At 70.7% G+C, this 22223-nt stretch carries 19 protein-coding genes; 13 read left to right on the top strand and 6 right to left on the bottom strand.

All coding sequences use genetic code 11. The annotated features are described in order from the left end of the window. The first annotated feature begins 65 nt into the window (after window positions 1-65). The 7 genes from C4T78_RS24925 to C4T78_RS24895 all read left to right on the top strand — a co-directional run bounded on the left by C4T78_RS24925 (window position 66) and on the right by C4T78_RS24895 (window position 7005). Window positions 66-737 (top strand): HAD family hydrolase, encoded by a 672-nt coding sequence (locus C4T78_RS24925; RefSeq protein ID WP_093354651.1) that lies wholly within the window; start codon window positions 66-68, stop codon window positions 735-737. Next, the gene (locus C4T78_RS24920; RefSeq protein WP_093354654.1) at window positions 734-1777 is read left to right on the top strand and encodes a phosphotransferase family protein; all 1044 of its coding nucleotides are present in this window, start codon (window positions 734-736) and stop codon (window positions 1775-1777) included. The genes C4T78_RS24925 and C4T78_RS24920 overlap by 4 nt, the downstream gene beginning before the upstream one ends. A 76-nt stretch (window positions 1778-1853) precedes the next feature. Next, the gene (locus tag C4T78_RS24915) at window positions 1854-3065 is read left to right on the top strand and encodes an acyl-CoA dehydrogenase family protein (protein WP_093354656.1); all 1212 of its coding nucleotides are present in this window, start codon (window positions 1854-1856) and stop codon (window positions 3063-3065) included. Between the two features lie 242 nt (window positions 3066-3307). Further along, on the top strand, window positions 3308-4063 hold the full coding sequence (gene fabG, locus C4T78_RS24910; protein ID WP_093354659.1) for a 3-oxoacyl-ACP reductase FabG: 756 nt from the start codon (window positions 3308-3310) through the stop codon (window positions 4061-4063). A gap of 137 nt (window positions 4064-4200) precedes the next feature. Beyond that, entirely contained in the window at window positions 4201-5385 is a 1185-nt protein-coding gene (locus C4T78_RS24905; protein ID WP_093354662.1) for an acyl-CoA dehydrogenase family protein, read from the top strand. Further along, entirely contained in the window at window positions 5382-6479 is a 1098-nt protein-coding gene (locus tag C4T78_RS24900; RefSeq protein ID WP_093354664.1) for an acyl-CoA dehydrogenase family protein, read from the top strand. The genes C4T78_RS24905 and C4T78_RS24900 overlap by 4 nt, the downstream gene beginning before the upstream one ends. A gap of 73 nt (window positions 6480-6552) precedes the next feature. Beyond that, window positions 6553-7005, top strand: coding sequence for a MaoC family dehydratase (locus tag C4T78_RS24895; RefSeq protein WP_093354667.1), 453 nt, complete (start codon window positions 6553-6555; stop codon window positions 7003-7005). An 86-nt stretch (window positions 7006-7091) separates the two neighbouring features. Here the strand turns inward: C4T78_RS24895 and C4T78_RS24890 are convergent, their stop codons facing one another. Further along, window positions 7092-8642 carry an AbgT family transporter gene (locus C4T78_RS24890; protein ID WP_093354669.1) on the bottom strand — a complete coding sequence of 517 codons (1551 nt, stop codon included), beginning with the start codon at window positions 8640-8642 and terminating at the stop codon, window positions 7092-7094. A 395-nt stretch (window positions 8643-9037) separates the two neighbouring features. Here C4T78_RS24890 and C4T78_RS24885 point away from each other — a divergent pair, with 395 nt between their 5' ends. After that, window positions 9038-9727 carry a type 1 glutamine amidotransferase domain-containing protein gene (locus C4T78_RS24885; RefSeq protein WP_177247657.1) on the top strand — a complete coding sequence of 230 codons (690 nt, stop codon included), beginning with the start codon at window positions 9038-9040 and terminating at the stop codon, window positions 9725-9727. 4 nt (window positions 9728-9731) lie between these two features. On the opposite strand, the gene C4T78_RS24880 is transcribed toward C4T78_RS24885, so the two are convergent. The 4 genes from C4T78_RS24880 to C4T78_RS24865 all read right to left on the bottom strand — a co-directional run bounded on the left by C4T78_RS24880 (window position 9732) and on the right by C4T78_RS24865 (window position 13892). Continuing rightward, the gene (locus C4T78_RS24880) at window positions 9732-11363 is read right to left on the bottom strand and encodes an AMP-binding protein (RefSeq protein ID WP_093354672.1); all 1632 of its coding nucleotides are present in this window, start codon (window positions 11361-11363) and stop codon (window positions 9732-9734) included. A 109-nt stretch (window positions 11364-11472) separates the two neighbouring features. Further along, window positions 11473-12090 carry a TetR/AcrR family transcriptional regulator gene (locus tag C4T78_RS24875; protein ID WP_093354674.1) on the bottom strand — a complete coding sequence of 206 codons (618 nt, stop codon included), beginning with the start codon at window positions 12088-12090 and terminating at the stop codon, window positions 11473-11475. 280 nt (window positions 12091-12370) lie between these two features. Further along, window positions 12371-13144, bottom strand: coding sequence for an SDR family oxidoreductase (locus C4T78_RS24870; RefSeq protein ID WP_093354677.1), 774 nt, complete (start codon window positions 13142-13144; stop codon window positions 12371-12373). Next, entirely contained in the window at window positions 13137-13892 is a 756-nt protein-coding gene (locus tag C4T78_RS24865) for an SDR family oxidoreductase (protein WP_093354680.1), read from the bottom strand. The genes C4T78_RS24870 and C4T78_RS24865 overlap by 8 nt, the downstream gene beginning before the upstream one ends. Window positions 13893-14103: 211 nt before the next feature. Here C4T78_RS24865 and C4T78_RS24860 point away from each other — a divergent pair, with 211 nt between their 5' ends. The 3 genes from C4T78_RS24860 to C4T78_RS24850 all read left to right on the top strand — a co-directional run bounded on the left by C4T78_RS24860 (window position 14104) and on the right by C4T78_RS24850 (window position 16533). Next, window positions 14104-15084: a chitinase gene (locus tag C4T78_RS24860; RefSeq protein ID WP_235863641.1), complete on the top strand. Its 981-nt coding sequence runs from the start codon at window positions 14104-14106 to the stop codon at window positions 15082-15084. Between the two features lie 168 nt (window positions 15085-15252). Beyond that, window positions 15253-15837 (top strand): DNA-binding protein, encoded by a 585-nt coding sequence (locus C4T78_RS24855; protein ID WP_093354682.1) that lies wholly within the window; start codon window positions 15253-15255, stop codon window positions 15835-15837. Window positions 15838-15876: 39 nt separating this feature from the next. Then, window positions 15877-16533 (top strand): RES family NAD+ phosphorylase, encoded by a 657-nt coding sequence (locus tag C4T78_RS24850; RefSeq protein ID WP_177242028.1) that lies wholly within the window; start codon window positions 15877-15879, stop codon window positions 16531-16533. Window positions 16534-16655: 122 nt separating this feature from the next. On the opposite strand, the gene C4T78_RS24845 is transcribed toward C4T78_RS24850, so the two are convergent. Further along, the gene (locus C4T78_RS24845) at window positions 16656-17693 is read right to left on the bottom strand and encodes a TerC family protein (RefSeq protein WP_093354684.1); all 1038 of its coding nucleotides are present in this window, start codon (window positions 17691-17693) and stop codon (window positions 16656-16658) included. Window positions 17694-18162: 469 nt separating this feature from the next. Here C4T78_RS24845 and C4T78_RS24840 point away from each other — a divergent pair, with 469 nt between their 5' ends. Beyond that, window positions 18163-20967 (top strand): CocE/NonD family hydrolase, encoded by a 2805-nt coding sequence (locus tag C4T78_RS24840; protein ID WP_177247658.1) that lies wholly within the window; start codon window positions 18163-18165, stop codon window positions 20965-20967. Then, window positions 20964-21899, top strand: coding sequence for an ABC transporter permease (locus C4T78_RS24835; RefSeq protein WP_093354687.1), 936 nt, complete (start codon window positions 20964-20966; stop codon window positions 21897-21899). Before C4T78_RS24840 ends, C4T78_RS24835 begins: the two co-directional genes overlap by 4 nt. The last annotated feature ends 324 nt before the right edge of the window (window positions 21900-22223 follow it).

The following is a 22223-nucleotide window of genomic DNA, read 5'->3' as shown; positions in this document are numbered from 1 at the left end:
CGTCTCGCGGTGGAACCGCTCGTGGCCTCTAGCGCTACATACCGTCTAGTCGGTACGGTCCTGGTATGGGTTCCGGCGACGCAACCCGCCCGGCGCGGGCGGTGATCTTCGACTACGGCGGAGTGCTGACCACCTCCGGCCGCGCCGCCCTGCACGGCTGGATCGAGCAGGAGGGCATCCGCCCGGAGACCTTCTCCGCCGCGATCAAGGAGTGGCTGTCGCGCGACGCACCGCCCGGCACCCCGATCCACCGCCTGGAGACCGGCGAGCTCGACGCCGAGGACTTCAACCGCACCCTGGCGCAGCGGCTGCGCTCGATCGACGGATCACCGGTCGCGCCGGAGGGCCTGCTCCAGCGCATGTTCGCCCGGATGCGCAGCGAGCCCGCCATGCTCGACCTCGTGCGCGATCTGCGCGCCGGCGGCGTGCGCACCGCGCTGCTGTCCAACAGCTGGGGCAACGACTACCCGTGGGACCTGCTCGACGGGCTCTTCGACGTCGCGGTCATCTCGGCGGAGGTGCGGCTGCGCAAACCGGACCCGAGGATCTACCGCATGGCCCTGGAAAGGCTGGAGCTGTCCGCCGAGCAGGTGGTGTTCGTCGACGACGGCGCACCCAACGTCGACGCCGCCCGGCGCCTGGGCATGCGCACCGTGCTGCACACCGACCCCGCGGCGACCCGCGCGCAGGTCTGCGCCCTGACCACTGTCACCTCGCGAGGCAAGGAGTCCCGATGACCGCCGAACCGCTGCCCGGCCTCGACCTGGACCGGCTGCGCGCCCACCTCGACGCCGAGCGGCCCGGGCTGCTGGCCGGGCCGCTGACCGGCGAACTCGTCCAAGGTGGACGGTCCAACCTGACCTACCTGGTCAGCGACGGGCAGCAGCGCTGGGTGGTGCGCCGCCCGCCGCTGGGCCACGTGCTGGCCACCGCGCACGACATGGGCCGCGAGTTCCGGGTGATGTCCGCGCTGGCCGGGACGGACGTGCCGGTGCCGCGCACCCACCTGCTGTGCCAGGACGACGGCGTGCTCGGCGCCCCGTTCTACGTCATGGAGTACGTTCCCGGCACCGTCTACCGCACGCAGCGGCTGACCGAGCAGCTGGCGGCGCAGCAGCGCGTCGACCTGTCCTGGCAACTGGTGGACGTGCTCGCCGACCTGCACTCGATCGACCCGGAATCGGTCGGGCTGGGCGATTTCGGCCGCCCGCAGGGCTTCCTGGAACGCCAGGTGCGGCGCTGGAGCAAGCAGCTCGCCGCCTCCCGCAGCCGCGACATCGACGGCATCGAGGAGCTCGCCACCCGGCTGGCCGGCAACCTGCCCGCCACCTCGCGCGCGGGCATCGTGCACGGCGACTACCGGCTGGACAACGTGATCGTCGACGATCAGCGGATCGCCGCCGTGCTGGACTGGGAGATGGCCACCCTCGGCGATCCGCTCACCGACCTCGGGCTGCTCGCGGTGTACTGGGAGGGCTTCAGCGGCATCGAGCGCAACCCGATCGCCAAGGGCATCGGCCCCGAGCACGGCTTCCCCACCGCCCAGCAGCTGCTGGCGCGCTACGCCGAGCGCAGCGGCACCGACCTGTCCGAACTGGACTGGTACGTGGCGTTCGGCTTCTTCAAGATCGCGGTGATCCTGGAGGGCATCCACTACCGCTTCATCCACGACCAGACCGTCGGCGAGGGCTTCGACCACGTCGGCGCCCTGGTGAGCCCGCTCGTCGCGCAGGGCCTCGCCACTCTCCAGGACGGTCCGAGGACTCATCCCGCGTAGCGCGGCGGGCAGCGGAACCTCAGACGCCCGCTCGCCCCGGGATCCCCGACTCATGCATGCCATCAAGGAGGACTGAATGGACTTCGGCTACGACGCACGCACCGAGGAACTGCGCGAGCAGCTCCTGGACTTCATGGACTCCCACGTCTACCCGGCCGAGCCGGTGTTCCTGCAGCAGCTCGCCGAGGCCGAGGACGAGTGGGCGGCGCACCCGCCGATCATGGCCGAGCTCAAGGCCGAGGCCCGCGAGCGCGGCCTGTGGAACCTGTTCCTGCCCGGTGAGCACGGCGCCGGGCTGACCAACCTGCAGTACGCGCCGCTGGCCGAGATCATGGGCCGCGCCGGGCGGCTCGCGCCGGAGGCCACCAACTGCTCCGCGCCGGACACCGGCAACATGGAGGTGCTCGCGCAGTTCGGCACCGAGCAGCAGAAGCAGCGGTGGCTGAAACCGCTGCTGGAGGGCGAGATCCGCTCCGCGTTCTGCATGACCGAACCCGACGTCGCCTCCTCGGACGCCACCAACATCGGCACCCGCATCGAGCGCGACGGCGACCACTACGTCATCAACGGCCGCAAGTGGTTCTCCTCCGGCGCGATGAACCCGCGCTGCGAAATCCTGATCGTGATGGGCAAGACCGACCCGGACGCCGAGCGGCACCGCCAGCAGAGCCAGGTGCTGGTCCCCAAGGACACCCCGGGCGTGCGGATCGAGCGCAGCATGCACGTCTTCGGCTACAGCGACGCCGACCACGGCGGCCACGCCGAGGTGGTGTTCGAGGACGTCCGGGTGCCGGTGGACAACGTCATCGCGGGCGAGGGCGAGGGCTTCGCGATCGCCCAGGCCCGCCTCGGGCCGGGCCGCATCCACCACTGCATGCGCGCCATCGGGATGGCCGAGCGCGCCCTGGAGCTGATGTGCCGCCGCACCAGCGAGCGCGTCGCCTTCGGCAAGCCGCTGGCCGAGCAGGGCATCGTGCAGCACTGGATCGCCGAATCGCGGGTGAAGATCGAGCAGGCCCGGCTGCTGGTGCTCAAGACCGCGTGGCTGATGGACACCGTGGGCAACCGCGGCGCGCACACCGAGATCCAGGCGATCAAGGTGGCGGTGCCGGAGATGGCCACCTGGGTCATCGACCGCGCCATCCAGGCCCACGGCGGCGGTGGCGTCAGCCAGGAGTTCCCGCTGGCCAACCTCTACGCCCACGCCCGCACCCTGCACATCGTCGACGGCCCCGACGAGGTGCACCGCCGCTCCCTCGCCCGCCGCGAGCTGAAGAAGTACCGCTGACGATGAATGGACTCCGGGCTCATCCCGCGTGCGGGCAGCGGTCGCTCCGGGGCCCCCGACTCGTGTGCCAGTGCACGACGTCGGGGCCGTCCTCCCGAGCGAACGCCTGAGAACCCGCAGCGGCGCAAGCACCGGGGACGGGCCAAGCGGCCACGCCGCTTCAGAAGAACAACCGTTCCGCTCGATACTCGTTGTATCCGGCAAAGCCTCTGGTACGGCAGCACAACGCACAAGGAGATTCCATGGCAGACAGTCGAGTCGCGATCGTCACCGGTGCCGCCCGCGGGATCGGCGCGGCGACCGCCAAGCGGCTGGCCGAGGACGGCTTCGCCGTCGCCGTCATCGACCTCGACGAGAAGCACTGCGCCGAAACGGTTTCCGCCATCGAGGCGGCAGGCGGCAAGGCGCTGGCCGTCGGTTGCGACGTCAGCGACGCCGAGCAGGTTCAGGCCGCGGTGGACCGCGTCGCCGCCGAGCTCGGCGCGCCGACCGCGCTGGTCAACAACGCCGGCGTCATCCGGGACAACATGCTGTTCAAGATGTCCGAGGACGACTGGGACACCGTGATGGGCGTGCACCTGCGGGGCGCGTTCCTGATGAGCCGCGCGGTGCAGAAGCACATGGTCGAGGCCAAGTGGGGCCGCATCGTCAACCTCTCCAGCACCTCCGCGCTGGGCAACCGCGGCCAGGCCAACTACTCCACCGCGAAGGCCGGTCTGCAGGGCCTGACCAAGACGCTGGCCATCGAGCTGGGCAAGTACGGCGTCACCGCCAACGCCATCGCGCCCGGTTTCATCGCCACCGACATGACCAGGGCCACCGCCGAGCGGGTGGGCATGGAGTTCGAGGAGTTCACCAAGGCCGCGGCGGCGAGCATCCCGGTGGCCCGGGTGGGCCAGCCCGAGGACATCGCCAACACCGTGTCGTTCTTCCTCGACGAGCGCGCCGGATTCGTCTCCGGCCAGGTCATCTACGTGGCGGGCGGGCCGAAGGCATGACACCCCTCGTGTCGGCCGGAGTCCAGCTCAACCGCGTCTAAGGGGAACGTGATGCAACCCAGCCACAAGAAACCGCAGAACGCGAGAACGACGCCAAACGCAACAACCACTGAAGAAACCCGGAGAGGCGGTACGGCATGACCGCCGACGCCACTGAGATCCGCGGCCGGGTGGCGGAGTTCCTCGCCGCGCACGATCCGCAGCGCACCGACCGGCTGGAGTTCCTGCGGGCGCGCTTCGACGCCGGGCTGGCGTGGGTGCACTTCCCCGCCGGGCTCGGCGGCCTCGGCGCCGCGCGGGAGCTGCAGGCCGAGGTCGACGCCGCGTTCGCCGAGGCGGGCGCGCCGGACAACCAGCCCCAGCTCAACGTCATCGGCCTGGGCATGGCCGGGCCCACCATCCTGCGCTTCGGCACCGACGAGCAGCGTCGCCGCTACCTGCGCCCGCTGTGGACCGGCGAGGAGACCTGGTGCCAGCTGTTCTCCGAACCGGGCGCCGGGTCGGACCTCGCCGCGCTGTCCACCCGGGCGGTGCGCGACGGCGAGGACTGGGTGGTCGACGGGCAGAAGGTGTGGACGTCGCTGGCGCACCGGGCCCGCTGGGCGATCCTGGTCGCCCGCTCCGATCCCGACCAGCCCAAGCACAAGGGCCTGAGCTACTTCATCTGCGACATGACCGCACCGGGCGTGGAAGTGCGCCCGCTGCGGCAGATCACCGGTGAGGCCGAGTTCAACGAGGTGTTCCTGACCGGCGTGCGGATCCCGGACTCGCAGCGGCTCGGCGAGGTCGGCCAGGGCTGGCAGGTCGCCATGGGCACCCTGATGAACGAGCGGGTGGCCATCGGCGGGCGCACGCCGCCGCGCGAGGGCGGCATGATCGGCGAAGCCGCCGAGGCCTGGCGCGCCAACCCGGACAAGCGCACCCACGGCCTGCACGACCGGCTGCTGCGCCTCTGGGTGGACGCCGAGGCGACGCGGCTGACCAGCATCCGGCTGCGCCAGCAGCTGGCCATCGGCGAGCCGGGCCCGGAGGGTTCGGCGGTCAAGGTCTCCTTCGCCGAGCAGAACCAGGCGATCACCGGTTTCGAGCTGGAGTTCCAGGGCGAGGCCGGGCTGTCCTACGACGACTGGACCTTCCGCCAGCCCGACTTCGCCTCGCTCACCAAGCGCGGGGCCGGTTTCCGGTACCTGCGGGCGAAGGGCAACTCCATCGAGGGCGGCACCACCGAGATCCTGCGCAACGTCATCGCGGAGCGGATCCTTGGGCTGCCCCAGGAGATCCGCACCGACAAGGACCGGCCGTGGAAGGAGCTGCCGCGATGAGCGCGCCGGACCTGCTCTACAGCGAGCTGGAGGAAGACCTGCGGGCCACCGTGCGGCGGCTGCTGCGCGACCGCTGCGACTGGACCGCGGTGCTGGCCCGCTGCGAGACCGACGAGCCCTACGACCTGGCGCTCTGGCGCGCCCTGGCCGGCGAGCTCGGCCTGGCGGCGCTGCTGGTGCCCGAAGAACTCGGCGGAGCCGGGGCGAGCGCCCGGGAGGTGGCGGTGGTGGCCGAGGAGATCGGTCGCGCGGTCGCCCCGGTGCCGTTCCTGGGCAACGTGCTGGCCACCGCGGCACTGGTGGCCTGCGCGGAGGCACCGTCGGAGCTCGCGGACGGATCGCGGATCGGCACCGTCGCGGTCGGCTTGACCACCCCGCCGCAGGCGCCGTTCCCGCAGGCGGTGAAGGCCGACGGGGCGGCGCTGACCGGCGCGGTGTCGGCGGTGGTGGACCTGGAGGTCGCCGACCTCGTCGTGGTCCCGGCGATCGATGCCGACGGTCCCGCGCTGTACCTGGTGGACACCTCCGCAGCCGGGGTCACCCGGACGCCGACCACGCCACTGGACCTCACCAGGCGGTTCGGCACCCTCGACCTGGACGGCGCACCCGGCAGGCGGCTGGCCTCCGGGGCCGAGGCCGAACGCGCGCTGCGCCAGGCGCTGCTGACCGCGGCCGGGATGCTGGCCTCCGAGCAGGTCGGGCTCGCGCAGCACTGCCTGGACTCCACAGTGGACTACGCGAAGACCCGCTACCAGTTCGGCAGGCAGATCGGCTCGTTCCAGGCCGTCAAGCACCGGCTCGCCGACCTGTGGGTGGGAGTCAGCTCGGGGCGCGCGGTCGCTCGCAACGCCGCGGACGCGCTGGCGCGGGACACCGAGCCGGAGCTCGCGGTGGCCATCGCCCAAGCGCACTGCTCGGACCTGGTGGTGCTGGCCGCCGAGGAGCACCTCCAGCTGCACGGCGGCATCGGCATGACCTGGGAGCACCCCGCCCACCTCTACCTGGGCCGCGCCAAGAGCTCCCAGCTCGCCTTCGGCATCGCCGAGACCCACCGCAGCCGCATCGGCGAACTCGCCGACCTGCCCACCCCGTAGTGGTCGCGAGTGCGTAGCAGTGTTCGAAACTGCTACGCACTCACGACCCACGTCCCCACAGGAGGTTCCCGCAGTGCGCGTGTTCACGAGCAAGGAAGAGATCGTCGCCGCCAAGGGCGAACCGCTCGGCACCAGCGAGTGGCTGACCATCACCCAGGAGCAGGTGAACCAGTTCGCCGACGCCACCCTGGACCACCAGTGGATCCACGTCGACGTGGCACGGGCGGAGCAGGGGCCGTTCGGCGCGCCCATCGCGCACGGGTTCCTCACCCTGAGCCTGCTGTCGAAGCTGAACTCCCAGAACTACCGGTTCGAGGGCGCGAAGATGGGGATCAACTACGGCCTGAACAAGGTCCGCTTCCCCAGCCCGGTGCCGGTCGGCGCCCGCATCCGCTCCGTCGCGGAACTGGCCGACGTCACCGAGGTCCAGGGCGGGGTCCAGCTGACGATCCGGTCCACCATCGAGATCGAAGGCGCCGCCAAACCGGCCTGCGTGGCCGAAGGCCTCACCCGCGTCGTCTTCTGACCTCGACCGTCACCCGGAGTGGCGTCGATCTCGTACAGAATCGACGTTCACCCGGGTGACGGTCGCTTTCGCGCGAAGTCGACGCCTCACGGGGTGATGCGGATGCCCGTGCCGGGGCCCAGGGGCAGGTCGGCGAAGTAGAAGACCGTCAGGATCAGCGCCCAGACCAGCCAGAACGGGACCACGAACGGCGTCATGCGGGCCACCAGGGTGCCCATGCCCGCCGACGGTTCGTAGCGGCGCAGGTAACCCAGGATGATGATCATGTACGGGTTCAGCGGCGTCATGATCTGGGTCGCCGAGTCGCCCACCCGGAACGCCGCCTGCGCGAAGCCCGGTTCGAAGCCCAGCAGCACGAACATCGGCACGAACACCGACGCCATCAGCGTCCACAGGCTCGACCCGGAGATGATGAACAGGTTCAGCACCGAGGCCAGCACCATGAACCCGAGGAACGCCGGATAGCCGTCCAGACCGATCGCGCGCAGCAGCTCGGCGCCCGAAACCGCCACCCACGCACCGAGGTTCGTCCAGTTGAACAGCGCGATGAACTGGCCGAGCATGAACGCCAGCACCAGGAACCCGGCCAGCTCCCGGATCGCCTCGGCCATCAGCTTGGGCACGTCGGCGGCCCGCCGCACCACGCCCACCCGCGCGCCGTAGACGATCGCCGGCACCCCGAAGCCCAGGAAGATCAGCGTGGTCACCGAGTCCAGCAGCGGCGACTTCGGCAGGAAACCGCCCGCCTCGTTGCGCAGCGGCGAATCCGGCCACACCACCAGCAGCAGCACCCCGGCGGCGGTGAGCAGGAACGCCACCCCGGCGCGGACCAGGCCGCGGCGCTCCGCCGGTTCGAGCTCGGCCTTGACCGAGGGCGCCGCCTCGGACTCCTCGCGCGGCACTCCGGTGCGCACCAGCCGCGGCTCGATGACCTTGTCGATCAGCAGCCCGGCGAGCAGGCCGAGCACGATCGAGGAGGCCAGGTTGAAGTAGTAGTTGGACACCGGCGTGACCACCGCGCCGGGATCCGGCAGGGTCTCGGCGACCTTGTTGCTGATCCCGGCGAACAGCGCGTCCAGGCTGGTCACCAGCGGCGAGGTCGAGTAGCCCGCGCCCACCGCGGCGAACCCGCCCAGCAGCCCGGCCACCGGGTGCCGCCCGGCCGCCTTGAACACCAGCGCCGCCAGCGGCGGGACGATGATCATCGAGGAGTCCGCCATCACGCTGGCCGCGATGCCCACCAGCCCGACCGCGTAGGGCAGCACCCAGCGCGGCGCCCCGCCGAAGGCGACCCGGATCAGCGCGGTCAGCAGCCCGGTGCGCTCGGCCAGGCCGACCGCGAGCATGATCGTGACCACCGTTTCCAGCGGCGGGAACCCGATGAAGTTCTCCGCCATCTCGGTGAACAGGAACTCCAGGCCCTCGCCGGTGAGCGCACCGCGGATCGGCGTCACCTCGTCATCGCCGGGAATCCGCACGCTGACGCCGAAAGCGGCCACCGCGGTGGAGATCACCACCACGGCCAGGAACAGCAGTCCGAACAGGATGAACGGCTCGGGCAGCTTGTTGCCCACCCGTTCCACCAGGTTCAGCACCCGGTCGAGCCGCGGCGGCCGACCGGCGCGGGTTTCGCTCATGCTGTACCGCCTCTCAGTCCCGCCTCTCCGCGTTTTTCAGCGGTGGTCGCGTGCGGGGTCGATCTTGCGTTGCGGGGTTTCTTGCGGCCGGGCGGCATCACGGTCCTCTGAGGTGCGGTTGAGCAGGGCTGGGGTCGGCACAAGGGGTCTCATGCTCGCTCCTGCGATGAGACAGACGTGAAGGGCAAGCGGTAGCGAACCTCCCCGACCACGCGCGGCGCAACCCTCCACGGCGAACCGGTACCGCCGGGCCCGAATCGTCTTCGGATTTATTTCGCTCGACACTGAAGCCACAGCAAGAAGCGAAGATCGTTCACATCGCTGCGGGGAGCCTCGCCGCACGGGACAGTGGTAGCGCCACAACGGTGCCGAGACGACCGCGAGGAGCACCGATCATGACCAAGCGGATCCTGATCATCGTGACCAACGTCGGCGAGTACGAGCGGGCCGGATTCCGCACCGGCCTCTGGCTCGGCGAGCTGACCCACTTCTACGACGTCGCCGAACGCGCGGGCCACAGCTGCACCATCGCCGGCATCGACGGCGGGTACGTCCCGCTCGACCCGGAGAGCCTGAGCCACGACGTGCTCGCCGAACTCGGCACCGACCGGCGCTACGCCGACCGGGAGTTCATGGACCGGCTGCGCGACACCCCCTCCGTGGCCGAGGTGGACGCCGCCGACTACGACGCCATCTACCTCACCGGCGGGCACGGAGTGATGTTCGACTTCCCGCGCAGCGAGCGGCTGGCCGCGCTGCTCCGCGAGTTCCACGAGTCCGGCAAGGTCGTCTCATCGGTCTGCCACGGAGCGTGCGGGCTGCTCAGCGCCAAGCTCGGCAGCGGCGAGCACCTGGTCAGCGGGCGGAACGTCACCGGGTTCTCCTGGCCGGAGGAGGAACTGGCCAAGCGCGAGCAGGTGGTGCCCTACAGCCTGCAGGACGAGCTGGTCGAGCGCGGCGCGCACTACTCCACCGCCGCCGTGCCGTTCGAAACCCACGTCGTCGAGGACGGCACCCTGATCACCGGTCAGAACCCGGGCAGCGCCAAGGCCGTCGCGGAAGCCGTGGTCGCGAAGCTGGGCTGAGCGGCTAGCGGTCGCGCAGAGCGCGGCGGAGGATCTTCCCGGTCGAGGTCTTGGGCAGTTCCGGCAGCAGTTCGATCCGGCGCGGGTACTTGTAGGCCGCCAGCTGGTTCCTGCAGTGGGCCAGCAGGTCGTCCGTCGTCGCCGACGCTCCCGGCTTCAGGGCGACGAAGGCCTCGACCGTCTCGCCGCGGTACGGATCGGGCGCCCCCACCACCGCCGCTTCCAGCACGGCCGGATGCTCGTAGAGGACGTCCTCCACTTCGCGCGGCCACACCTTGTAACCGGCCGCGTTGATCAGGTCCTTCTTGCGGTCCACCACGTAGAACCAGCCGTCGGCGTCCATGAAGCCGACGTCGCCGGTGCGCAGCTCGCCGTTCGGCAGGGCCGCCGCCGTCGCTTCGGGCTTGCCCCAGTACCCGGGCACCACCTGCGGGCCGGAGATCGCGATCTCGCCCACCTGCCCCACCGGGACCTCCGCGTCCTCGTCGTCGAGGATCCGCGCCACCGTGTTGAAGATCGGCAGGCCGATCGACAGCGCGCCGGAGGTGGGATCCACCGGCGCCCGCGCGCCCGGGGGCACGAGGTGGGTGATCGAGGTCGTCTCGGTCAGGCCGTAGGCGTTGTGGACGTAGTGGCCGGTGCGCTCCAGGAACCGCTGGTTGACCGCTGGCGGCACCGGCGCGCCGCCGGAGTAGACCAGCCGGAACGACCGGAAGTCCGCCGGCGACACGCCGTCCACCGCGGCCAGGGCGATGAACGCGGTGATGGCGCCGATGGTGAAGGTGGGCCGGTGCCTGCGGATCGCCTCCAGGACCACCTCGGGCTGGAACCGGTGGGTCAGCACCAGCGGGCACGGCACCAGCAGGGACAGCGCGAAGTGCCCGACCAGTCCGGTGATGTGGAACAGCGGTGCGACGCCCAGCACGCTGTCGGCCGGGGTCAGCCCCATCCAGTCGCGGAAGGCCTGCGCGTTGAACGCGATCACGGCGTGGGTGTTCATCGCACCCTTGGGTTCACCGGTCGTGCCCGAGGTGTAGGTGAGCACCGCGACGTCGTCGGGCGACGGCGGCTCGGCCACCGGCTCGCGCCCGGCATTGCGCTCGACGATTCCGAGCATGTCCAGGGCTTCCCCGCCGGCCCGCGGTGCCGCGCCGGGCCGCCAGTCCTGCGCCGAGCACGTGATGACGGTCGACACCCGCGTGGCACCCGAGGCGAGGACCTCGCGCGCGACCGAGTCGTGCAGCTCGTCCAGGCACAGCAGCGCGGTGGCGCCCGAATCGGCCAGCAGGTAGGTGAGCTCCCGCGCCTTGTTCATCGGGTTGATGACCACCGCGGCGCCCCCGGCCTTCCACGCGGCCACCACGGCGATCACGAACGCGGGGTCGTTCTGCACGTAGACGCCGAGCCGGTCGCCCTGCCGGAAACCGTTGTCCTGCAACGCGACCGCGAGCGCATCGGAGGCCGCGTCCACTTCGGCCACGGTGAGCTCGCCGTCGAAGTAGCGGATCGCCGCGGCTTCCGGAGCGCGGGACACCGCGGCCCGGAACAGGTCGAGGACGGTGCCGTGCTCGGCTTCGACATCCGCCGGGAGGTCGCCGTAGTGGGCCAGCCAAGGTCGTTGCGCGTAGCTGCTCATCTGACCACCAGAGTCCGGAGCGGGAACGTCGGCGTTCTTCCGCGACTGCTGGGAATCTCGCACCTCGGCACCGCGCGGTCAAGGTGAAAACCGTTGACCGGTACCGGGATCAGGGCCGCAGCGAGGCCAGCAGCAGGTCGGCGAACTGCTCCCCCACGTCCTGCCCGGTGAGCTCGCCGTCCTGGCGGAACCAAGTGCCCAGGTGGTGCACCGCGCCGAAGAAGAAGTCCACCACCAGGTCCGGCGACTTGTCCGCCCGGAACACCCCGGCGCGCTGGCCCTCCTCGATCAGCGCGCACACCCGCTCGTGGTAGCGGCGGCGCTCCGCGCGGACCTCGGCCTGCTTGTCGGGGTGCAGCAGGTGCATGGAGCGGAAGAAGATCTTCGTGTCGTCCAGGTTGGCCGCCGTGGTGGCGACCACGTCGGCGGCCACCGCGTGCAACCGCTCCTGCACCGGGGCGTCGGCGGCCGCCGCGCTCTCCATCCGCGCGTGCTGGACGCGCAGGACGCGCGCGTAGATCTCGTAGAGCAGGTCGTCCTTGGAGCCGAAGTAGTGGTACATCGCCCCCTTCGTGACGCCGGCGGCGTCGACGATCTGCTGCACCGAGGTCAGCTCGTAGCCCTGCTCGGCGAACAACCGCGTCGCCACCGAGAGCAATCGCTGCGGGACCGGCTCGTCCCCCGCCGCCGTCGCGGCAGTGGTGCGGCCGCTGGCCACCCGCGCCATGTCTACCTCCCCTGTCGGTCCCGCTCAGAACCTGTTGGTGGTTGCGTTGTGTGGTCGCTCGGCGGGCCTGAGCGCTTCCCGGACTGCTGCCCCTCCTGATGCACGACCAGTGCACGGTGCAGGGGCCGTCCTCGCCAGGAAACCGCTCAGAACCCGCCGGTGGTCACCTTACGTAGGTGGGTGCAAGCGGCCGCCGCCGCTTCCCAGGACGCGGACGGCATTCGCCGACAGGCTTTCAGCGTATCGAGCCGCCGGTCCGCCGCGCGGCGGACCGGCGGGATCAGCCCAGCTTGCGCTGGAGCTTGCGCATGCCCGCCTGCCACCGCTGCGGCTGACCGGCGCGCAACGCGTAGTAGTCGGCGACCTCCGGGTGCGGCAGGACCAGGAACTCGCCGCCGTCCAGCGAGTCGGCGACCAGGTCGGCGACCTGCTCGGGTTCCAGCGCCCCGTCGTCGAGCAGCGTCTTGCCGGTGCTCCCGCTGCTGCCGAGCATGTTCGTGCGCACGCCCTGCGGGCACAGCGCCTGCACGGTGATGCCCTTGTCCGCGTAGGTGATCGCCATCCACTCGGCGAAGCCGAGCGCGGCGTGCTTGGTCACCGAGTACGGCGCGGCGTCCAGCATGGTCAGCAGCCCGGCCGCCGACACCGTGGCCAGGAAGTGCCCCTGCCCGCGCTCCAGCCAGTGCGGCAGCACCGCGCGGGCCGCGCGGACGTGCGCCATCACGTTGACCTCCCAGGAATCGGCCCACGCCGACTCGTCGGCCTCCGGGCCGCCGCCGCGGGAGATCCCGGCGTTGGCGCAGAACAGGTCGATGCGCCCGAGCTCGCCGAGCGCCGCGCCGACCAGCGCGCGAACCCCGTCCTCGCTCGCGGCGTCGCCCGGCACGGCCAGGCCGCCGACCTCCGCCGCCACCCGCTGAACGGCTTCGGCGTCCACATCGGCCAGTACGACGTTCGCCCCGAGCCCGGCGAACTTGCGGGCCATCGCCGCGCCGATGCCGTTGCCCGCACCGGTGATCACCACGGCCGAGCCGTCGAGCCGCACCTCACACACCGCCCCTCAGCGTCACGCCGCCGTCGAGCACCAGGACCTGCCCGGTGATCCAGGAAGCCTCGTCGGAGAGCAGGAACGCCGCCGCACCGCTGATGTCGGAGGGAACTCCCAGGCGCTGCAACGGGTACTGCGCGGCCACCTCTTCCTCGCGCCCCTCGTAGAGCGCGGTGGCGAACTGCGTCTTGACCACCGCCGGCGCGATGGCGTTGACCCGGACCTTCGGGCCGAGCTCCACCGCGAGGTCCTTGGTGATGTAGGCCAGCATCGCCTTGGTGGCCCCGTAGAAGCCGATCCCGGGCGCCGGCCGCACACCGGCCACAGAGGACACGTTGAGCACCGAACCGCCGTGCTCGGCCATCCACGCCCGGTGGACCAGCTGGGTCCAGGCCAGCGCGGCGAGCACGTTGACCTCCAGCGACTTGCGCGCGACGGCGGGGTCCACGTCGAGCAGCGGCCCGTAGGCCGGGTTGATCCCGGTGTTGTTGACCAGCAGGTCCACCCGGCCGAACGCCTCGACCGTCCGGGCGACCGCCTCGGCCCGGTGCTCGGCGTCGTCGGCCTTCCCGGCGATCCCGAGCGCGTGCTCGGCGCCGCCCAGCCCGGCGACCGCCTCGGCCAGCGGCTCGGGCTTGCGCGCGGTCACGGTCACCTTCGCGCCCTCGGCCACCAGCCGCTCGGCGATGGCCAGGCCGATGCCCCGGCTGGCGCCGGTCACGATCGCCACCCGGCCGTCGAAGCGCTTGCTCATCTGCACCCTTCCTCTCCCTCGACCCCTCGTCAGGATCTCGCCGCCGCGGAGCCCCACGTTGAGACCGACCAGTCGGTACGTCCAGTCAACGACCCGCGCCCGGCCGCGTCAACCCTCCCGGCGCTTCGCAAGCTCGCCAAACCGTTGACCGGCCAGCTGGTCTAGTCCATTTTTCGAAGACGCATCCGGCACCGATCCCCCGGAGGTCTCGATGATGAGACGCCTGGCCACCCTGGCCGCGGCGGCCCTGACCGCACTCGCGCTCGCACCGGCCGCCGCCACGGCCGCGGCACCGCAGGCCCTGCCGAAGCACCAGCTCACCGGCTACTGGCAGAACTTCGTCAACGCCGCCAAACCGCTCAAGGTCAGCGACATCTCGCCGAACTACGACCTGATCGCACTGGCATTCGCCAACGCCGACCCGGCCCGCCCCGGCGCGGTCACCTTCAACGTCGACCCGAAGCTGTCCGACGCGCTCGGTGGCTACACCGACGACCAGCTCAAGGCCGACATCGCCGCGAAGAAGGCCGAGGGCAAGTCGTTCGTGCTGTCCATCGGCGGCGAACTGGGCAACGTCGACCTGAGCTCGCCTGCCAACGTGACCAACTTCGTCGATTCGGTTGGAAAAATTCTCACCGATTACGGCATCGACGGGTTGGACATCGACCTGGAGCACGGCCTCAACGTTCCCAACACCACCAGTGCCGTTCAGCAGTTGCACGCGAAGGTGGGCGACGGATTCCTGCTGACCATGGCCCCGCAAACGCTCGACGTGCAGCCCGGCGGGTCCTACATGCAGCTCATCAACAACCTCAAGGACGTCATCACCGTCGTGCACACCCAGTACTACAACTCGGGTTCGATGAACGGCTGCGACGGCGGCGTCTACAGCCAGGGTTCGGTCGACTTCATCACCGCACAGGCGTGCTACCTGCTGGAAGTGCTGCGGCCGGACCAGGTCTCGCTGGGCCTGCCCGCCGCGCCGTCGGCGGCCGGTAGCGGCTACGTCGACCCTTCGGTGATCGGCAACGCGCTGACGTGCCTGACCGCGGCGAAGGGCTGCGGACAGTACACACCGGCCCAGCCGAGCCCCGAGCTCAGCGGCGTCATGACGTGGTCCATCAACTGGGATGCCAGCAGCGGCAACGGATTCTCCAACCCGGTTCGGGCGCATTTGGACGCACTGCCGTAATCGGCGGCGGCTCCGGTCGGGCATTCGGCCCACGACCACGCGGTCGCACGACCCGACCGGAGTCGCCCACTCGTCACAGTGCGCAATCCACATGCTACGAAAAGTGAGTTTTCGCACCCGGCGCACGTTCGCGCACACATTTCCGGCGAACAGCGCTACCCTGGAGGCATGTCAGCCGCGCTGGAGACCGTGTTGGCACGTGCCGGTTTAAAGGTCACCGCCAACGAATTCCTGACACTGGTCGAGGATGCAGCCAAGAAGCTCACCTCGCCCCAGGGGGACCCGGCCGCGCACTTCAACGACGCGGAACGGGTCGCCCTGAGCGAGGCGGGGCTGGACCTGACGCCGCTCGGCGAGACCGAAGCCGACCCCCGTGCGCGCACCGTCGCCGAACAGGCCGTGCTGCGCGACACCGCGCTCTCGGTCAACCAGGCCGCCGAGCGCATCGGGGTGGACACCAGCCGGATCCGGCACCGGATCAGCGAACGACGGCTGATCGGCTGGAAGGACCGCGGCGGATGGCGGCTGCCCGCGTGGCAGTTCACCGACACCGACGTGCTCCCCGGGCTGGACGGCGTGCTCGCGCTGATGCCCGTGGACCAGCCGGCGCTGGTGCTGGCCAACTTCATGACGACGCCGCAGGAGGACCTCGAACTCGGGGACCGCCCCGCGAGCCCGCGCGAGTGGCTGCTGGCAGGCGGCGACCCGCAGCGGGTGGCCGCGCTCGCCGCCACCATCGGCACCCCGGCCTGAGCGATCCCCCTCCCTTCGAGACCCCACTCCAGGACGTCCATGGCACGGCTACCCCAGCCGCCTGCGCCGGCAGTGCTGCAGGCGATGCTCCGGCGCACCGAAGACGTGATCGCGGTGCCGGCCGGCACTCGCCTGGTGCGCGTGTTCACCACCGGGGGCAACCACCCCCAGCAGTGGAACAGCTTCCGCTACGCCGGCCCGCTGCCGCACGCCCGCTTCGACCCGCACCTGCCCAACGCGCAGGGCGGGCCGACGGTCACCCGCGAGCACGGCGTCCTCTACTTCTCGCTGTCGGTGCAGACCTGCATCGCAGAGGTGTTCCAGGCGACTTCCACAGTGGACCGCCGCACCCGCGGCCCGCAGCTGGTGCTGTTCCGTCCACGTCGGACGCTGCGGCTGCTGGACCTGACCGGGCTGTGGCCGACCCGCGCGGGAGCCTCGCAGGCGATCGCCACCGGCCCCAAGCTCCGCACCCAGGCCTGGGCCCGCGGGATCCGCGCGGCCTACCCGGAACTCGACGGTCTCTGGTACCGCTCCTCGATGGACGCGGGCAACCCGTCGCTGTGCCTGTGGGACCCACCGGCGGCCACGGCGCTGCCGGACTCCCCCGACGTCCTGCTGCCCCTGAGCCACCCGGGACTGGACGTGCCGCTGGGAAGGGTGTGCAAGGAACTCAGCTACACCCTGCTGGACTGACGAGGCGTTCTCCAGGCCCACTCCGCGGTGCGAGTCCGCGGGTGTTCTCGAACTGCTGTCCGCATCCGCGATGCGAAAGTGCCCGGGACTCCGCGGAGTCCCGGGCACCTGCGCTCGACCGGTCAGGCCTTCTCGGCCTGCTCCGACGCCGACTCCGACTCGCTGCCGTTCTTCTTCGCCTTGGCCAGGCTGGCCCAGGTCGTGATGGCCAGGACCAGCACGATGAAGCCCAGCGACATCCAGTTGGTGATCTCCAGCCACTCCGGCACCAGGTGGTACTCGTGGAACGCGTGGATGATCAGCTTGATGCCGATGAACCCGAGGATCACGGCCAGGCCCACCGACAGGTAGACCAGCTTGTCCACCAGGCCGCCGAGCAGGAAGTACAGCTGCCGCAGGCCCATCAGCGCGAAGGCGTTGGCGGCGAAGACCAGGAACGGGTCCTGGGTGATGCCGAAGATCGCCGGGATCGAGTCCACCGCGAACAGCAGGTCGGCGCTGCCGATCGCGACGATCACCACGAACATCGGCGTCAGGAACTTCTTGCCGTCGATCTTCACGATCGACTTGTGACCGTGGTACTCGTCGGTCACCGGGAACACCTTGCGGACCCAGCGGACCACGGCGTTCTCGCCGTACTCCTCGTCCTCGTCCTTCTTGCGCACCATGCTGATGGCGGTCCAGATCAGGAACGCGCCGAAGATGAAGAAGATCCAGACGAACTGCGCGATCAGCGCGGCGCCGACGGCGATGAAGATGCCGCGCATCACCAGCGCCAGCAGGATGCCGATCAGCAGCACGCGGTGCTGGTGGATGGACGGCACCGCGAAGCTCGACATGATCACCATGAAGATGAACAGGTTGTCGATGCTGAGCGAGTACTCGGTGATGTAACCGGTGAAGTACTGGATGGCGAAGTGCGAATCGCCGAAGATCCAGACACCGATGCCGAACAGGATCGCGCACGCGACGTAGAAGGCGACCCACTTGGCCGCTTCACCCGTGGTGACCTCGTGCGGCTTGCGGTCCACGATCACCAGGTCGAGCAACAGCAGCAGGGCCAACCCGCCGAGCGTGGCGGCCCACACCCACCACGGAACATCGAGTTTGTCGACCACTCGTTGCGTCTGCTGGGCGAGCAACGTCACGTCGGCACCCATGAATCACCTCCGGTTCAGGGCACGCGCCAAGGGACCGGAGGTCTCTTCCACCGGCCTGCTGAGGCCGGTCGACGGCACCGGGCTTGTCCAGGCAAGTTCCGTGATGACGACACCGCCGCGAAGGAATACTCCCCTCCACTTGCCAAGATTGTCACTTACCCGCGCGCCTCGACACCAGGCGGGGTGCGCATGAGCAACGAACATCACGCACGGACGGTACGGCGCAGGTCCACGGGCAGCAATGCGAAGCGCCCTCACATCACCCCGACGGCGGCCGAAGCGGCCATTGCACCGCGGCCGATCATCGTTATGATCACCGACACCCGGTCGCACGCGGGGATGCGGCGACGACCCGGCGGCGGGCACGACGAGGTGTCCGGTTGCTGTTTGGTCTCTGGTTCATAGCTTCTTGTCTTCGCACTCGTCTGGATACGAACCGGTGCCTCCCACTTCCCCTACTGTCGAAAACGTGTCCGCATCCCGTCGCCGCCGCACGCGCCTCGCGCTGGCCGCGCTGTCCTGCATCGCCGTGGTGGTGCTCACCACGCTCCTGTGGTCCGGCGAGCAACCCCGCCGCACCGCACCGGAACCTCCCCGCGAGGCGATGGTGGACGTGCTGGACGGCCCCGACGACGACCAGCGGATCCAGCTCGACGTCACCCTCTACGCCCCGGAGGAGACCCCGGCGCCGACGATCCTGCTCGCGCACGGCTTCGGCGGCAGCAAGGACGACACCGCCGCGCAGGCGCACGAACTGGTGCAGCGCGGCTTCACGGTGCTCACCTACTCCTCCCGCGGATTCGGCCGCAGCACCGGCCAGATCGCGCTCAACGACCCCGACTACGAGGTCAAGGACGCCCAGCAGCTGCTCGACTGGCTCGCCCGCCAGCCCGAGGTCGCCCGCAACAGCGACGGCGACCCGAAGGTCGGCGTCACCGGCACGTCCTACGGAGGCGCGCTGAGCCTGCTGCTGGCCGGCCAGGACCCGCGGGTCGACGTCATCGCCCCGGTGATGACCTACAACGACCTCGGCCAGGCGCTGCTGCCCAACAACGCCGCCCGCCTGGCGGGCCCCGCCACCACCCCGGCGGGCGGCTCGTTCAACGACCACGGCGTGCTCAAGCAGGCGTGGGCCGGGCTGCTGTTCGCCGCCGGGAGCGCACCCCGGCCGGACGCGCAGCCGAACGGAGGCGCCCCGAGCACCTCGACCAGCCTCCAGGAGCAGTCGCTGACCTGCGGGAACTTCACCGCCCAGGTGTGCGCCGCCTACAGCGAGGTGGCGCAGACCGGGCGGGCCGGGCAGGCCACGCTGGACCTGCTCGACCGGGTCTCGCCGAAGTCGGTCACCTCGCGGATCAAGGCGCCGACGCTGCTGGTGCAGGGCGAGCGGGACACCCTGTTCGGCCTCGACCAGGCCGATGCCAACGCCCGGCAGATCAGCGCGGCGGGCACGCCGGTCAAGACGATCTGGTTCGCGGGCGGCCACGACGGCGGTGAGCCCGGGCCCGAACTGCGCCAGCAGATCGCCGACTGGTTCGCCCACCACCTCGGCGGCGTCGAACCGGGGCTCGATCCCGGCACGGCCTTCGCCTTCGACATCGCCGGGCGGCCGCAGCGCAACGGCGAGATCCCGGTCCGCACCGTCACCGCCGACGCCTACCCGGGCGTGGGCGGCCAGGAGCGGGTTCCGCGCTTCGCGCTGGCGCTGCGCGGATCGCCCACCGAAGTGGTCAACCCGCCCGGCGGCAGCCCGGCGACGACCAGCTCGCTGCCCGGCGCCGGGCAGGTGCTCGACGCCGCGGGCAGCCTCGGCCAGTCGCTGGCGCGCGACCTGCCCGGCCAGACCGCGGTGTTCCGCACCGAACCGCTGGAGAGCCAGCTGCTGATCTCCGGCACGCCGCGAACGCGGTTGTCGGTGGCCTCGGTGCCGGGCCAGCCCAGCACCGGCAGCGCGGTGCTGTTCGCCAAGCTCTACGACGTCGACGCCGAGCAGAAGCGCACCTTGATCGGCAACGCGGTCGCCCCGCTGCACGTGACGGACCTGCCGCCGGACGGCAGCCCGGTCGAGGTCGACGTGGCGCTGCCCGGCGTGGTGCACCCGCTGGAGACCGGTCACCGCCTGGAGCTGGCGGTGACGACCACCGACCAGGCCTACGCGGTGCCGAAGGAACCCGCCGTGCACCTGATCGGGCTGGCCGGCGACGCGACGGTGTCGATCCCGTCGGTGCGCGGGACGACCAGCAGCGCCGACGCCGTGCCGACCGCTCCGCTGGTGGGCATCGGGGGCCTCGCCGGGCTGGCGCTGATCGCGTGGGTGATCTCGCGGATCCGCCGCAAGAGCAGCGACGACCTCGACCCGATGCTGGCCGACACGCCCCTGGTGATCGCCGGGCTGACGAAGTCCTACCCGGACAAGCCCGCCGCCGTGCAGGACCTGTCCATCCGGGTCGAGCGCGGGCAGATCGTCGGCCTGCTCGGCCCCAACGGGGCGGGCAAGACCACCACGCTGCGGATGATGCTCGGCCTGCTGCAGCCCAGCTCCGGTCAGATCCGGCTCTTCGGCCACCGGCTGGTGCCCGGGGCGCCGGTGCTGTCCCGGGTGGGCGCGCTGGTGGAGTCCCCCGGCTTCCTGCCTCATCTGTCCGGTGTGGACAACCTGCGGTACTACTGGGCGGCGACCGGGCGCCCGATGCTGCAGGCCCGGTTCGACGAGGTGCTGCAGATCGCCGGGCTGGGCAGCGCCGCGCACCGCCGCGTCCGCGGCTACAGCCAGGGCATGAAGCAGCGGCTGGCGATCGCGCAGGCGATGCTCGGGCTGCCCGAGCTGCTGGTGCTCGACGAGCCGACCAACGGGCTGGACCCGCCGCAGATCCACCAGATGCGCGAGATCCTGCGCCGCTACGCCGCCACCGGGCGGTCGGTGCTGGTCTCCAGCCACCTGCTCGCCGAGGTCGAGCAGACCTGCACCCACGTGGTCGTGATGCACAACGGCCGGCTGGTGACCACCGGCAGCGTGGCCGACGTCGTGGCGGTCGACGGCGCGGCGACGTTCCGGGTCGACGAGCCGCAGCAGGCCGCCGCGGCGCTGCGCACGATCGAAGGGCTGGGCCAGGTGGAGGTCGACGGCGACCTGGTGCACGCCGACCTGTCCGGGCACAAGGCCGCCGTGGCGGTCAACGTGCTGGTGGACTCCGGGATCTCGGTGCACCAGGTCGGGCCGCGGCGACGCCTGGAGGACGCCTTCCTGCAGCTGGTCGGAGAGGAGAGCAGGTGACCGACGAGCCGCGGTTCAGCGAGCCCCCGAAGGTCGGCAAGCTGGACACCACCGAAACCGCGCTGGTGCTCTCGGGGCGCAGCCACCCGGCGCAGCCGGACGGCGGCATCGAGGGCTACCGGGCGCGGCGGACGCTGCCGGTGCGGGTGGAGCTGATCCGCCAGCTGCGCCGCCGCCGCACCCGGCTGACGCTGGGCTTCCTGGTCGTGCTGCCGGTGTTGCTGCTGCTGTCGTTCGAGATCGGCGACGCGGGCGGGCGCGGGCGGACGCTGGCCGACATGGCCACCCAGAGCGGGCTGAACTTCACCGTGTTCACCCTGTTCGTCTCGACCGGCTTCCTGCTGGTCGTGGTGGTCGCGCTGTTCTTCGGCGACACGGTGGCCAGCGAATCCTCGTGGTCGAGCCTGAAGTACCTGCTGGCTGCGCCGGTCCCGCGCGTCCGGATGCTCCGGCAGAAGGCGATCGTCGCCGGGCTGCTCTCGGTCTTCGGGCTGGTGCTGCTGACCGCGATGGCGCTGGGCGTCGGCGTGCTGTGGTACGGCACCGGGAACCTGGTGACGATCACCGGCGAGGCGGTGCCGTTCCCGGCCGGGCTGGTGAGCCTGGCCGCGGCCACCGCTTACCTGGCCGTGCACCTGACCTGGATCGCCGGTCTCGCGCTGCTGCTCAGCGTGAGCACCGACGCGCCGCTCGGCGCGGTCGGCGGCGCGGTCGTGGTGTCGATCCTGTCCGAGATCCTGGACCAGATCAACGCGCTCGGGAGCCTGCGCGCCTACCTGCCGACGCACTACTCGACCGCTTACGCCGACCTGCTCGGCGCCGAGGCCGACTGGACCGACGTCGCGCACGGGGCGTTCTCCGCGCTGGCCTACGCGATGGTGTTCACCGTGCTGGCGATCTGGCGCTTCCAGCGCAAGGACATCACCAGCTGACCGGCGGCCCGGAGTGTCCGCCGTCACAAGAATCACCCGAACGGACGACCTCAAGATCGCGTTCGGATGCTAGAGGAGAGCCGTTCGCACAGGTCAGCCCGACGCTCCGGACGGGCGGGATCGCGCGGTGGGCGACCACTGGACCGATCCCGCCCGAAATCGCCCAGCGCGGACCGGATCGGGCCGACGCGCGGGCACTTCGCGCACGTCATCGCCCGTTGCGGGCTTAATTCAAGCGTTTCCGAAGGTCAACACCCTCGCTACTGATTCTCCACTAGGGTCGCTAGGATCACCCCGGTGATGAGTTGATCAACAAGTGAAACA

The sequence above is a fragment of the Saccharopolyspora kobensis genome (assembly GCF_900108315.1).
In the GTDB taxonomy this organism is placed as follows: Bacteria; Actinomycetota; Actinomycetes; order Mycobacteriales; family Pseudonocardiaceae; genus Saccharopolyspora; species Saccharopolyspora kobensis.
The sequence above is the reverse complement of the archived record's forward strand: the minus strand, read 5'-3'. Positions and strand labels throughout refer to the sequence as shown.